This window comes from Methylorubrum podarium (genome assembly GCF_040270385.1).
GTDB classification, from domain to species: domain Bacteria; phylum Pseudomonadota; class Alphaproteobacteria; order Rhizobiales; family Beijerinckiaceae; genus Methylobacterium; species Methylobacterium podarium.
This window is the reverse complement of sequence record NZ_JBELQE010000091.1, coordinates 24,241-37,725: the sequence shown is the minus strand read 5'-3', so window position 1 is coordinate 37,725 and position 13,485 is coordinate 24,241. Positions and strand designations below refer to the sequence as shown.

General features: G+C 71.5%; 12 protein-coding genes. 3 read left to right on the top strand and 9 right to left on the bottom strand.

Features of this window, described 5'->3' with window-relative positions:
- Positions 1-144: 144 nt before the first annotated feature.
- The gene (locus tag ABS772_RS17810) at positions 145-1,257 is read left to right on the top strand and encodes an aldo/keto reductase (RefSeq protein ID WP_350396130.1); all 1,113 of its coding nucleotides are present in this window, start codon (positions 145-147) and stop codon (positions 1,255-1,257) included.
- Positions 1,258-1,284: 27 nt separating this feature from the next.
- On the opposite strand, the gene ABS772_RS17805 is transcribed toward ABS772_RS17810, so the two are convergent.
- Entirely contained in the window at positions 1,285-2,040 is a 756-nt protein-coding gene (locus ABS772_RS17805) for an SDR family NAD(P)-dependent oxidoreductase (protein WP_350396129.1), read from the bottom strand.
- A gap of 134 nt (positions 2,041-2,174) precedes the next feature.
- Between ABS772_RS17805 and ABS772_RS17800 the strand changes: the two genes are divergently transcribed.
- Positions 2,175-3,065, top strand: a complete 891-nt coding sequence (locus tag ABS772_RS17800; RefSeq protein ID WP_350396127.1) for an AraC family transcriptional regulator — start codon at positions 2,175-2,177, stop codon at positions 3,063-3,065.
- Positions 3,066-3,231: 166 nt separating this feature from the next.
- Here ABS772_RS17800 and ABS772_RS17795 read toward each other — a convergent pair whose 3' ends face one another.
- From ABS772_RS17795 to ABS772_RS17775, 5 genes are all read right to left on the bottom strand, one after another.
- Positions 3,232-4,941 (bottom strand): gamma-glutamyltransferase family protein, encoded by a 1,710-nt coding sequence (locus ABS772_RS17795; protein ID WP_350396126.1) that lies wholly within the window; start codon positions 4,939-4,941, stop codon positions 3,232-3,234.
- A 71-nt stretch (positions 4,942-5,012) separates the two neighbouring features.
- Positions 5,013-5,984 (bottom strand): polysaccharide deacetylase family protein, encoded by a 972-nt coding sequence (locus ABS772_RS17790; RefSeq protein ID WP_350396125.1) that lies wholly within the window; start codon positions 5,982-5,984, stop codon positions 5,013-5,015.
- On the bottom strand, positions 5,947-8,418 hold the full coding sequence (locus ABS772_RS17785; protein WP_350396124.1) for a branched-chain amino acid ABC transporter ATP-binding protein/permease: 2,472 nt from the start codon (positions 8,416-8,418) through the stop codon (positions 5,947-5,949). Before ABS772_RS17785 ends, ABS772_RS17790 begins: the two co-directional genes overlap by 38 nt.
- A gap of 3 nt (positions 8,419-8,421) precedes the next feature.
- Positions 8,422-9,291 carry a branched-chain amino acid ABC transporter permease gene (locus ABS772_RS17780; RefSeq protein WP_350396123.1) on the bottom strand — a complete coding sequence of 290 codons (870 nt, stop codon included), beginning with the start codon at positions 9,289-9,291 and terminating at the stop codon, positions 8,422-8,424.
- 46 nt (positions 9,292-9,337) lie between these two features.
- Entirely contained in the window at positions 9,338-10,528 is a 1,191-nt protein-coding gene (locus ABS772_RS17775) for an ABC transporter substrate-binding protein (protein ID WP_350396122.1), read from the bottom strand.
- Between the two features lie 226 nt (positions 10,529-10,754).
- Between ABS772_RS17775 and ABS772_RS17770 the strand changes: the two genes are divergently transcribed.
- On the top strand, positions 10,755-11,165 hold the full coding sequence (locus tag ABS772_RS17770; RefSeq protein WP_350396121.1) for a nuclear transport factor 2 family protein: 411 nt from the start codon (positions 10,755-10,757) through the stop codon (positions 11,163-11,165).
- A gap of 4 nt (positions 11,166-11,169) precedes the next feature.
- On the opposite strand, the gene ABS772_RS17765 is transcribed toward ABS772_RS17770, so the two are convergent.
- The 3 genes from ABS772_RS17765 to ABS772_RS17755 form a co-directional block, all read right to left on the bottom strand.
- Positions 11,170-11,871 (bottom strand): GntR family transcriptional regulator, encoded by a 702-nt coding sequence (locus ABS772_RS17765; protein ID WP_238256217.1) that lies wholly within the window; start codon positions 11,869-11,871, stop codon positions 11,170-11,172.
- Between the two features lie 181 nt (positions 11,872-12,052).
- Positions 12,053-12,526, bottom strand: coding sequence for an SRPBCC family protein (locus ABS772_RS17760; protein ID WP_350396120.1), 474 nt, complete (start codon positions 12,524-12,526; stop codon positions 12,053-12,055).
- Positions 12,527-12,564: 38 nt separating this feature from the next.
- Positions 12,565-13,428, bottom strand: a complete 864-nt coding sequence (locus tag ABS772_RS17755; protein ID WP_350396119.1) for an NmrA/HSCARG family protein — start codon at positions 13,426-13,428, stop codon at positions 12,565-12,567.
- Positions 13,429-13,485 lie beyond the last annotated feature (57 nt).

The following is a 13,485-nucleotide window of genomic DNA, read 5'->3' as shown; positions in this document are numbered from 1 at the left end:
CCCTGCGGCCGATCCCGTCTAATCCGCGGCCCGAGGCCGGTCCATCTTCGAATTATTCGGCCGGGGACCGCCGCGCTCCGCATAGCGGCCGGCCGCGGCGCGATCGGTCCGGGTGCCATGTCGTCGGGATAGGAAATCGAATCGATGGATCTGCAATCCTACCGTGCCCTCGGCCGATCCGGGCTCTTGGTCAGCCCGCTCGCGCTCGGCACCATGACCTTCGGCACGCCGCGCTGGGGCCTGGACGGGGCGGGCAGCCGCGCCGTGTTCGACCGCTACACCGAACTCGGCGGCAACTTCGTCGATACCGCCGACGTCTATGCGGGCGGCCGCTCCGAAGAGATGGTCGGCACCTTCGTGGCCGAGCGCGGTCTGCGGGAGCGCCTCGTCATCGCGACCAAGTCCGGCTTCGCGACGGGCCGGGGCATGCATCAGGGCGGCAACGGCGCGCGGCATGTTCGGGCGGCGGTCGAACGGTCCTTGGCGCGGCTGCGGACCGATTTCATCGACCTCTACTGGGTGCATGTCTGGGACGGCATCACCCCGGCCGAGGAACTTCTCGAGACGATGACGGCCCTGATCCGGGCCGGGAAGATCCGCTACTGGGGCCTGTCCAACACGCCGGCCTGGTACGTGGCCGAGATCGCAACGCGAGCGAGGCTGCACGGGCGGCCCGCGCCGGTCGGCCTGCAGTATTTCTATTCACTCGTGGAGCGCGGGGTCGAGAGCGAGCATGGTCCGCTCGGCCAAGCCTTCGGTCTGGGCATCGTCCCCTGGAGCCCGCTCGCCTACGGCCTGCTGACCGGCAAGTACGACCGCGCCGCCGTCGAGGCCGGTCCGACGCGGCGCGGGGGCGTCCCGAACGAGGGGGCCGCGAACGGCGACAGGCGCCCCGAGGGCGACAAGCGGCTCGACGGCGACAACCCCTTCGGCGACTCTCTGTTCACGGAACGCAACTGGCGGATCGTGGATACGCTGAAGCGCGTCGCCGACGAGGCGGGACAGACGCCGGCCCGCGTGGCCCTGGCTTGGCTCGCCGGACGGCCGGGCGTCACCTCGATGCTGCTGGGGGTCAGCCGGACCGAGCAGGTGGCCGACAACGTGGCAGCGCTCGGTCTGACCTTGTCGGCCGAGCACGTCGCAACGCTCGATGCCGTCAGCGGCGGCAACGAGAACCTCCTCTACGGCCTGTCACGCCCGCCCCTGCGCGATCAGGTCGTGTTCGGCGGCGCAGAGGTTCGGGGCTGGCGAGCCTGAGCGGCGTGACGGCGCCCCGCGAGGCGGTCAGATGCCCTGGCCGCCCGAGACCTCGATGCGCTGCGCGTTCACCCAGCGGTTCTCCTCGCCGAGCAGGCTCGCGACCATCGGTCCGATGTCGTCCGGCACGCCGACGCGGCCGAGTGCGGTCAGGTCCGCGAAGTGCTTGTTGATGTCCGCGTTGTCGCGCACCGCGCCGCCGCCGAAATCGGTCTCGATGGCGCCGGGTGCCACCGTGTTGACCGCGATGCGACGGCTCCCGAGTTCCTTGGCCATGTAGCGGGTCAGCACTTCCACGGCCCCCTTGACGGCCGCGTAGGCGCCGTAGCCGGGGACGCAGACCCGCGTCAGGCCGGAGGACAGGTTCACGATGCGACCGCCATCCGCGAGGAGGGGCAGCAGCGACTGGGTCAGGAAGTAGACGCCCTTGAAGTGGACGTCGACCAGCCGGTCGAACTGCTCCTCGCTCGTCTGGCCGATCAGGGCGTAGTCGCCGTGGCCGGCATTGTTGACGAGGTGGTCGAAGGTCTCGCGGCCCCACGTCTCGCTCAGCCGCGCGCGCAGACGCTCGGCGAAGCCGGGGAACGCGCCGACCTCGCCGGTGTCGAGTTGCAGTGCGACCGCCTTGCGGCCCATTGCCTGGATCTCCGCGATGACGGCGTCCGCCTCGTCCGCGCGGCTGTAATAGGTCAGGACGACGTCGCCGCCGTGGCGGGCGATACTGAGCGCGGTGTTGCGGCCGAGGCCGCGGCTGGCTCCGGTGATGAGGGTGATCTTGGTCATGGACGGCTCCGTTCGTGTGGTCGGCCCGGTATGCCGTCCGGGCGTCGGCGCTTGTTGCCGGAAGCTCGCGAGTTCTTGCCTGATCCTCCGAAGAGCTGTGCTTTCACGCGAGGGATGAGGTACGTTATCTTCCCATGACGACCCTTCTCGCCCTCGTCCGCCGCCACGCCGAGACGAACCGGAACGACACCGGCATCGCGGCCACCTCCATTCCGGGACTCTCGACCGTGCGGGCGACCGGCCCCAGCGGCCTGCTTCACGACATCTCGCGACCGCTGGTCTGTCTGGTTCTGCAGGGCGGCAAGCATGTCACCATGGGCACGCGGGATTTCGCGTTCGGGGCGGGCGATTCCCTCCTGGTCACGGCGGACGTCCCGACGGTGAGCCAGATCACCCGGGCCAGCATCGCCGCGCCCTACCTCTCCCTCGTGCTGGAACTCGACCCGGCCATCATCGCCGACCTGGCCGCGCAGATGCCGGTCGAGCCGCAGGCCGACCTCGTTCCGGTCCGGGTCGACCCGACCGAAGCGGAGACGGCGGACGCGGCCCTGCGCCTGATGCGCCTCCTCGACCGACCGGCGTCGATCCCTGTGCTCGGCGCGCAGCTCGTGCGCGAGATGCATTACTGGCTGCTGGCGGGGCGGCACGGGGCCGCCATCCGGCGCCTGGGGTGGCCGGACGGCCACGTCGAGCGGATCACGCGCGCGGTCGCGCTGCTGCGGGCCGAGTTCGCCGGACACCTCCCGGTCGAGCGGCTGGCGGCGGCGTCCGGGATGAGCCCGTCATCGTTCCACCAGCATTTCCGCGCGGTGACCTCGCTCTCGCCGCTGCAGTTCCAGAAGCACCTGCGCCTGATCGAGGCGCGTCGCCTGCTGGTCACGGAGGGCCTGTCGGCGAGCGCTGCCGCCTTCGCGGTCGGCTACGAGAGCGTTCCGCAGTTCACGCGCGAGTATCGCCGCATGTTCGGCCTGTCGCCCGTCCGGGATGCGAAGGCCACCAGAAGCCTCGCGGCTGCGGCGGCGTGAGACGGCGTTCGGTTGATCGCTCCGATGCCGCTTCCCGTCATTGCGAGGCGAAGCCGTGGCAATCCAGGGCGCGACATCTCCGAAAAAGTCGCGCTCTGGATCGCTTCGGCTTCGCCTCGCGATGACGGAATGAGGACCAACCCGAAGCAATCACCCGACAACCAAATCAGAGGCCCAGCGCCAAGCCATCGCTGCGCGGATCGTGAGCGCCGACGAAGCTGCCGTCATCCTCGATGCGGATCGCCCCCGGATGGCCGGCCAAGGGGCTCTGTGCGGGAATGGGGCTGATCTCGTGGCCCCGCGCCTTGAGGTCGTCGAACACGGCCTGTCCCGCGTCGAGTTCGAGCTTCAAGCTGTCGCGGTTGTCCGAGAAGGTCTTGCCGAGGAGAAACCGGGGCCGCGCGAGGGCGGTGAGCGGATCCATGCGGTAATCGATCAGGCGCGTCAGCACCGCCGACAGCGTCTGCGGCTGCCCGTCCGCGCCCTGCGTCCCGTAGAGCAGCCGCGGACGACCGTTCCGGAAATACATTCCGGGATTGAGAGTGTGGAACGGGCGCGCGCCGGGGCGCAGCCTGTTGATGCTGCCGGGCTCCACGCTGAAGGCCGCGCCGCGATTGTGCCAGAGGATGCCGGTATCGCCCGCGACGACGCCGCTTCCCCAGTCAAAATAGACGGTCTGGAGCAGGCTGACGCAGTTGCCGTCCCGGTCGGCCGCCCCGATGAAGACGGTGTCGCCGGTCTTGAAGACGTGCGGCCAGGGCGCCGCCTTGCGCCGATCGATGCCCCGGGCCAGCGCGTCGAGATGGGCGGCCGACAACAGCCTCTCGACGGGGACCTCGGCGAAATCGGGATCGGCGATGAAGCGGTTGCGGTCGATGAAGGCGAGCTTCACCGCCTCGACGAGGAGGTGGTAGTAATCGGCGCTGCCCTCCGGGACGGAGGCTAGGTCGAAGCGGTCGAGGACGCCCATGATCTCGAGGGTCGTCAGCCCCTGGGTCGGCGGGCGCAGGCTGATGAGTTCCCCGCCGCGATAGGGCACGCGCAGCGCGCTCTCGTTGCGCGCCCGGCAGCGGGCGAGGTCGTCCGCCGTCAGCGGCGAGCCCGCCTGCTGCAGCCCGCGCGCGATGCGGCGGGCCAACTCGCCCTCGTAGAAGTCGCGGCCGCCATTCTCCGCCAGCGTCGTGAGCGTGCGGGCGAGGTCGGGCTGGCGAAACGTCTCCCCAGCCTCCGGGATGCGGCCGGCGTCGGTGAACACGCGCACGATATCGGGCCAGTTGCCGATCTCCTTGGCGCGGAAGTTCGACCAGAAGCGCTGCGACGGCGTCAGGGGAAAGCCGTCCGCCGCGTAGGCGATGGCGCGCTGGAACAGCCCCTTCCAGGATTGCCGCCCGCCCAGGGCCCGTTGGCTGTAGGTGAAGGCTTGGTCCCAGGTATCGACGGCCGCCGCCGCCGTGATCGCCGATCCGGGGCCGCGGAACGGGATCGGCCGGCCGTCCTCCGGCAGATTCGCGGCCGCCTGACCGATGCCGGACAGGGTGAAGCTGGCACCCTGGCGGTCGCTGACGATCATGAACGCGTCGCCGCCCAGGCCGCAGAAATGCGGGTAGGTCACGCAGAGGGTGGCGTTGATGGCGATCGCCGCCTCGATGGCGTTGCCCCCTGCCCGCAGCACCTCTCGCCCGGCCTCGCTGGCGAGTTCGTGCGGGCTCGTCACCATGCCCTGGCCGGATCGGGCGAGGGCGCCGCGGGCGGCGCTCGCCTCAGCGAAGAGACGGGTCGGCATGGTCGTCGCCCCCAGGGCAGCCGCGGAGGTCAGGAGAAGTGCCCGCCGCGACGCGGTCGGCGCGACGGGTCGATGGTCTTCGCTACGATCCATGGCGGCGTCCCCCCGGTTGCCCGCTCGGATCGAGCGGGAGACGGCTGCGTGAGCCCGGCCGCACGGTGCCGCTACTCCGCCATTTTGGCGACGTGCGCCGCGATCGCGCCGGAGGTGGTGAGCCAGACCCTGTCCCGGTGCCCGGCGATCCGTTCGAGCGCCTGCCGCAGGGGGCGCAAGCGGTGCGGCTGGCCGACGATGTAGGGATGGAGCGCGATGCCCATCACCAGCGGCGCGCGGCGCGACTGGTCGAGCATCTCGTCGAAGCCGTCCGCGATGGCCTCGGCGAAGGCGCGGGGACCGTCCTTGCGGGCGACGATGGCCGGGATGTCGTTCAGCTCCTGCGGATAGGGCACCGAGAGGATGCGCCCGCCGCCGCGGGTGGCGAACCAGATCGGCTGGTCGTCGTGGCACCAGTCGAGCAGGTAGCGGTAGCCCGCCTCCGCCAGCAGGTCCGGCGTGACCCGCGACTGCGAGATCCAGGGTCCGAGCCAGCCCGCCGGCGCCTTTCCCTCCTCCCGCGTCAGCACCGCGGTCGCCTCGGCGATCAGCGCCCGCTCCTCGGCCTCCGGGAGCGTACCCTGCCGCTCGGAATTGCTGCGCCCGTGCCCGACGATCTCGTCGCCGCGGGCACGGAAGGCTTCGATCAGGCCCGGGCAGTCGCGGTAGATCCGGCTGTTGACCAGCACGCTGGCCGGCAGGCCCAGCTCGTCGAGCATGTCGCGGATCCGCCACGCGCCGACCCGGTTGCCCCAGTCGCGCCAGGCGTAGTTCAGCACATCCGGCTGCGGCCCGCCCGGTGCCAGTTCGGCGCCGAGGCCCGAGCCGAAGTCGAAGGTTTCGAGGTTGAGGGCGAGGTAGACCGCGAGGCGCCGGCCGCCGGGCCAGTCGTAGACCGGCCGGTCCGGCAGGGCGGAATAGGCGTAGCGGCCATGGCTCGACACAGTCGGCTCGGATGTCGTCACGGGAAGAGTCTCGCTCCTGTCGTCGGGAAAGCGCGCGGCGTCAGGCGGCGCCGAGATAGGCCGCTTCGAGCGCCGCATCCGCCTTGAGTTCCGCGGCCGTGCCGGACGCGGCGACGCGCCCCTGCTCCAGGACGTAGCCCCGGTCCGCCACGGTCAGCGCGAGCGCCGCCATCTGATCGACGATCAGGATCGTCGTGCCCGCGTCGCGCAGCTCGGCGACGGTGGCGTAGAGGCTGTTGATGATCGCGGGCGCGAGCCCGAGGGAGGGCTCGTCGAGCAGGAGGATGCGCGGGCGCGCCATCATCCCCCGGGCGATCGCCAGCATCTGCTGTTCCCCGCCCGAGAGCAGGCCGGCGCGGCTGCCCGCCCGCTCGCGCAGGCGCGGGAAGCGGTCGAGCAGGGCCTCGACCTCGGCCGGATCGACCCGGCCGCCGCGGCTCCACGCGCCGAGGCGGATGTTTTCCACGACCGTGAGTTCGGGGAAGACCTGCCGGCCCTCCGGAACCAGGGCGAGGCCGCGGCGCGCGATCTTGTGCGCCGGTAGCGCCGCGATCGGCGCGTCGGCCAGCACCACCGAGCCCTCGACCGGCCGGAGCAGGCCCGAGAGCGCCCGCATCGCCGTCGATTTGCCGGCCCCGTTCGAGCCGAGCAGCGCCACGGTCTCGCCGGGCCGCACCGCAAGGTCGATGCGATCGAGGACGGGCGCCGCGCCGTATCCCGCGCTGAGGTCGTGGGCGGCCAGCACCGGGTCGGCCGGGCCGCTCCAGGGGGCGGATCGCGGCCGGGCCGGAGTTTCGGCGGCCCCGAGATAGGCCCGCAGCACGGCGGGGTCGCGGCGCACGTCGGCGGGGGTGCCGCGGGCGATCGGGCGGCCCGCATCCATGACGAGGATGCGGTCGGACACGCCCATCACCAGGGGCATGTCGTGCTCGACGAGGATCACCGCGATGCCGCAGGCCGCGATCCGGCGCAGCAGCGCCCCGAGGCGGTCGGTCTCGGCGCGGGCGAGGCCAGCGGCCGGCTCGTCGAGAAGCAGGACCCGGGGGGCTCCGGCGAGCGCGCGAGCGATCTCGACGAGCCGCCGATCGACATGCGGCAGCTCGCTGGCCGGCCGGTCGAGGGCGCCGGCATAGCCGACGAAGGCCAGCAGGGCCGCCGCCTCCTGCCGGTCCCGCGCCTGGGCTCGGCGCAGCAGACGCCCCGGCGCACGGGCCAGCGTGACGTTCTCGACGACGCTGAGCGTGCCGAACAGCCGCGTCGTCTGGTAGGTACGGGCGATCCCGGCGCGGGCGATGGCGTGGGCCGGATGTCCGGCGAGGTCGCGCGCGCCGAGACGGATCGTGCCGGCGCTCGGCCGGTAGAACCCCGAGATCATGTTGAGGACGGTCGTCTTGCCGGCCCCGTTCGGTCCGATCACGCTGGTGATCGCGCCGGGCCGCGCCTCGAAGGCGACGCCGTCGGCCGCCCGGATGCCGCCGAAGGCGATGCCGAGCCCCTCGACCGTCAGCGACTCGCTCGCTTCCCGGTGTAGAAAGCTCGGCGCCTCGGCCGCCGCCTCCGGGCGCGCCTCACCGCCCCGCGGCAGCAGCCGGGCGAGGCTGCCGACGAGGCCGGCCGGCACGAGCCAAAGCACGACCAGGGTGGTCAGGCCGAAGAACAGCAGCCGGTACTCGGCGAGCCCGGCGAGCGCCTCGGGCAGCAGCACCGTCACCAGCGCGCCGAACAGCGGTCCGAGCACGGTGCCGGCCCCGCCGACCACCACCGCGAGGACGAACAGGATCGACTGGGTGAACGGGAACGAGCTCGGCGCGATGAACAGCATCAGCGGCGGCAGCACCGCGCCCGCGAGCCCGGTCAGCGCCGCCGAGATCGCGAAGGCGGCGGTCTTCACCCGGACCGGATCGAAACCGAGCGAGGCGGCGGCGACGTCCGCGTCGCGCACCGCGCGCAAGGCCTGGCCGAGGCGGGCGTGGCGGAGCCGGTGGAAGCCGTAGAGGCTGAGGCCCGCCCCGATCACCGCCAGGATCGCGAGGTCGCGCTCGCCGAGGGGAAGGCCGAACAGGCTCGGGCCGGTCGCGACCACGAGGCCGTTCTGGCCGCCGGTCAGTTCGCCGCCCTCGATCAGCGCGTGCTCGACGAGGAAGCCGAAGGCGATCGTCACCATGGCGAGGTAGGGCCCGCGCACCCGCATCGCCGGCACGGCGAGCGCCGCGCCGACGAGGGCGGCGATCCCGGCCGCGGCGGGAAGCGCCAGCCAGAAGCTCACGCCTTTCAGCGTCAGGATCGCGCTCGCATAGGCGCCGAGCGCGTAGAAGCCGGCATGGCCGAAGGAGATCAGACCGGCGAGCCCCAGCAGGACGTTGAGGCCGGTGCCGGCCAGCACCGTCAGCGCCACGAGGGCGATGACGAAGTGGCTGTAGCCGCTGGTCAGCCCGACGAGGCCGAGGCCGGCGAGCGTCAGGGCGAGGATGGCGAGCGGCATCGCGGCCGGCGCCCGGAGAAGCGAGCGCATGGGTCAGACCTTGTTGACGGCGGCGCGGCCGAGCAGACCGTTCGGGCGGAGCGCCAGCGCCAGGATGATGACCGAGAACACGACGATCTGGGTCGCGCCGGAGCCGAGCGTGGCGGTGACGCCCGCCTCCACGAGGCCGTAGAGCAGGCCCGCCAGCACCACGCCGGTGGCCGAGCCGATTCCGCCGAGGATCGCCACCGCGAAGGCCTTGATGCCGAACAGCGCGCCCATCTCGGCCGAGACGGAGAAGAGCGGCGCGATCAGCAGGCCCGCCGCGCCCGCGAGCACGGCCGAGAGCGCGAAGGCGCAGGCCACGGTGCGGGCGACGTCGATGCCCATCAGCCGCGCGGCCTCGGCGTTCTGCGCCACCGCCAGCAGCACGCGGCCGAGTTCCGTCCCGCGGAACACGGCGCGGATCGCCACGGCGGCGGCGATGCCGACCACCGGGATCACGAGCTGGAGCGGGTAGATGCCCGCGCCGAGAACCTGAACGGGCGCCGAGACCAGGGAGGACGGCAGGCTGCGCGGCTCCTTGCCGAAGGTGAACAGCAGGACGTTGTCGAGGATGATTCCGCCGGCCACCGTGGCCAGGAGCCACGCGTCGGAGCCGCGCACCACGAAGGGGCGCACCAGCAACCGCTCGACCGCGAGCCCGAGCAGCGCGCAGCCGGCCAGGGCCGCGGTGATTGCCAGCGGCATCGGCCAGCCGAGCTGGACCCCGAAGGCGTAGCCCAGCACCGCCCCGAGGGCGACGGCGCTGCCCTGCGCGAAGTTCACGGTGCCGGACACCGCGAAGGTGATGTGAAAGCCGAGCGCCACCAGCCCGTACATGCTGCCGAGGCCGAGCCCGCTCACGAGGGTTCCGGTCAGCACGGGCGCCTCCCCGGCCGCAGGCTCGAACGGCGGCTCGAAGGGCGCCTCACTTGGACACCGCGACGATCTCGCCGTTCCGGAAGCTGGCGAAGATGTAGTCGTCCGGCTTCAGGGCGTCGTGCCGGTCCGGGGCGAACGGCGCCTCGTAGGTCTTGATCAGGCCGGCATAGGCCGGGACCTTGTAGAAGCCGTCGCGGACCTTTGGCCCCTCGGTGGCGCCGGCAGCCTTGATCGCGAGGGCGATCAGGTGCGTGGCGTCGTAGGCGTTGGCGATGCCGACCGCGGGCGTGACATCGGCCATGGACTTGATCGCCGGGTACTTCGCCTTCAGCGCGTCGAGCACTGCCTTCGCCTTCGGGCTGTCGTTGCCCGCGAAGGTGAAGGTCTGCACGAAGTGCACCCGCGCCGCGCCGGGGCCCGCGAGTTCGTCGAAGCGCCCGCCGGCCGGCCCCCAATGGGAGATCACCGGCACGGTCCAGCCCATCCGGTCGAGGGACTTCACCACCTGGGCCGAGGGGCCGACATTGCCGACGAGGAAGAGCGCGTCGGCCCCCGCCTCGCGCAGCCGCGACAGCTGCGGCACCATGTCGATGTCGTTGGCCTCGTATTTCTCGATGCCGGCGCTGGGGAGGCCCGCGGCCTTCAGCGCCGCGACGATGCCCTGCTGGTTCGACTCGCCCCAGGCGTTGTTGACGAGGATCGCGCCGGGCTTCTTGGCGCCGTAGGTCTTCACCGCGTAGGCGACGAGGGCCTCGTCCACGAGGGCGTCGACGGCGGAGACCCGGAACACGTAGTTGTCCGCCGCCCCGTTGCGGGTGATGCCGGTGCCGGCCGCCCAGGGCCCGACGAAGGGCACCTTCATCTGGTTGGCGATCGGCACGATCGCCATCGAGACCGGCGTGTCGAGGCCGCCGATCAGTGCCACGACCCCGGCCCGCTGGATCAGCTCGCGGGCGGCGAGCACGCCCTTCGACGGGTTAGCTTCGTCGTCGCGGGCGACGAGTTCCAGGGGCCGGCCGAGGACGCCGCCGCCGCTATTGATCTCCTCGATCGCCAGCCCGATCCCGCGGGAGATCGCCTCGCCCGACTTCGCCGACTGTCCGCTGAGCGCGGTGACGAGACCGATCCGGATCGGTTCGGCGGCCTGGACGGGGCCGAGGCTCGCGAACCCCGCCAGAAGGGCGCCGAGGGCGAGGCGCCGCGTGAGAGATCGGGCTGCGTCGAGGCGGTGGGGCATGGCGATCCGATCCCGTTTGTGGTCGACCGACGTCCGCAACAGCCGTGCCAGCCGACGCGGCTTTGTTTTCTCTCACATTTTCCGAATCGTTCGACGTCTGCCCGAGAAGTGTGCACAAAGTGCCGGCAAAGTGCATACACTTTCTGCATGCACACTCGTCACGCCTTCGTCATTCTCGCGGGAGGACATGGGCATGATCGGCGCCCGGCAGCACGGAGGTCTCGGCATGGATGACAAGGAAGCGGGGGCCGCGCGCGATGCGGCGGCGGTGACGGCCTATCTGGAGGCCTCGATGGTGCCGGATCCGGAAACGGCGGCGCGCTACATGGCGCCCGGCATCGCGATCGTCTTCACGGGGGGCCGGGTGTTCCATCATCCGCGCGAGGTCACGGCCTTCAACGCCGGCCGCTACGCCTGGGTCAAGAAGCGGATGGAGCGGCTCGACGTGGTGCCCGGCGAGGGCGTCACCACCGTCTACAGCCTCGGCACGCTCTACGGCGCGTGGCCGGATGGCACCCCGTTCGAGGGCAACCGCTACGTCGATCGCTTCACCGTGCGGGAGGGGCTGATCGTCTCCATGGAGGTGTGGAACGACAGCGCCGAGCGGCTTCTCGAACGACAGGGCGCGGCGGCCTGACCGGTCATCCGTCGACGTAGGGCGCGAGCAGGCGAAGGAGGTCGCGCTCGCGCCGAGGCTCGTCGAGGATGCGCGCCCTTTCCGCGACCGCGTCGAGATGGTGGTCCATCAGGGCGACCGCCCGCCCGGCATCACCCTCGACCAGGGCCGCCACGATGCCCCGGTGCTCGCTCACCGCGCAGTCGGACGAGTGCGGCCGGCTGTAGAGCGACAGGATCAGGGCGCAGCGGTAGCCCATCTCGGCGACGTAGCGGTTGAGCACCGGGCTGCCGGTCATCTCGGCGAGCAGCAGGTGGAACTCCGTGGCGAGCCGGATCGAGGCGGCCTCGGAACCGCCGCTCGCCCGCTCCTCGCCCTCGATATGCGCTTCGAGCGTGGCCCGCTGCTCGGCGCTGAGCCGGCCGGCGAGCCGCTGGACCACGAGGCGCTCGAGGCTGATGCGCACGTCGAAGGTGTCGCGTGCCTCCTCCCAGCTCGGGCTCGCCACCACGGCGATGCGGTTCCGGCGCAGCTCGACCAAGCCCTCGCCCGCGAGCTGAACCAGCGCCTGGCGCGCGATGGTGCGGCTGACGCTGAACCGTTCGCCGAGCGCGTCCTCGGGCAACCGATCTCCCGGGGTCAGGGCTCGCTCGACGATGGCCCGCCGGAGGGATCGGCAGATCGCTCCGACGCGGTTGGTCGGGGGGCTCCTCTCGCCCTGTCTCATCGCTGACGCGCATCCTCTTGCACGGCGGACCTCCGGGTCCGGTTCGTACCAGATGCACGATCGACGCCGATGTGCCTCGACCGACCCAATCGCGGGAAAAATCCGTGCCGGTCGTGCGTCGGCCGTCACCGGGAAGGCGCCGCGGCACGGACGGCACCGTCTCGGACAATGCCGACAGTTCCTAGAGCTTGCCGTCCGCCAGGAGCTCGCGGGTCCGCTTCAGCGTCGAGACGAGGGCCGCCCTGTAGCCCGTCTCGCCGTCGAACTGCGCCTGCTCGGCCCGTTCCTCCGGGCCGTTCGGCGCCTTCCCGCGCAGGCCCAGGTAGCAGTAGAACCGAAGCCGGAGCACACCGGAGCCGTCCTCGAACAGCTCGTTGACGATGGCGCCTTCCCGCGGTCCCGTGGCCTGGAAGAAGGTGACCTTGGCCTGCGGCTCGAAGGTGATGATCTCGCGCAGGTCCTGCCCGCCGATGGTGGCCTCGCGCACGAGGTGCGTCGCGCTCTCCTCCACGACGTCGCAGCGGGTGCAGAGGCCGGGCGGCAGGAACAGGCGGGCGTCGCGCGCCTTTTTGACCAGGCCGGCCCAGGCCTGCTCGCGGGTCAGCGGGGTCTCGCCCTCCGGGTTCACCGGGACGGTGGCGGTCGAATAGATCATGACGGGTCTCCTGTGACCTTGAGGATGCGGGTCGCGGCTCAGGAAGCGGCCTCGGCGGCGAAATCGCGATAGGAGCGCAGCGGCCGGCCGAGCAGCGCGGTCAGGCGCTCGACGTCGCCGGCCTCGGGCACCATGCCGTCCGTGAGGAAGCGCTCGCCCATCAGCCGCATGTCGTAGGCCATCCAGCCCGGCATGAACTGGCGCAGGTTCCGCTCGAAGCCGGCGATGTCGTCGCCCGGATAGGCGACGGGCCGGCCCAGCACCGCGGACCAGATCGCGGCGAGGCCCGGCCCCGTCAGCGGGTCCGGGCCGACGAGGTTGATCCGGTCGAGCGGGAGCGGGGTGGCCGCCCGCTCGCGGCGGATGAGTTCGAGCGCGGCGACCTCGCCGATGTCGCGCGCATCGACCATGGCAATGCCCTTCGCCCCGACCGGCATCGGGTAGATTCCGTGCTCGCGCACCACGTCCCGGACCGTGAGGTCGTTCTGCATGAAGTAGGCGGGGCGCAGGATGGTGGCGGCCATGCCCATCCGCTCGATCATGCGCTCGACGCCGAACTTGCCGGCGAAGTGGGGCACGTTCACGGAGACGTCGGCGTGGATCACCGAGAGGTAGACGATCCGCTCGATCCCGGCCTCGCGGGCGGCGTTCAGCACGATGAGCGCCTGAGTGAATTCGTCGGGCACGACGGCGTTGAGCAGGAACAACGTCGAGACGCCCGACAGCGCGCCGCGCACCGCATCGATGTCGAGCAGGTCGCCCTGCACGGTCGCGACGCCGGCCGGGAGGTTGGCCTTGGCGGTGTCGCGGACGAGGGCGCGGACGTCGGCGCCGCGCGTGAGGAGTTGATCGACGACGTTGCGGCCGACGGTGCCGGTCGCGCCGGTGACGAGGATGGTCATGGTGTTCTCTCCGGTTGGTGCCTAGTGGCCTCCGGAAACCTAATGATCCATATTCCG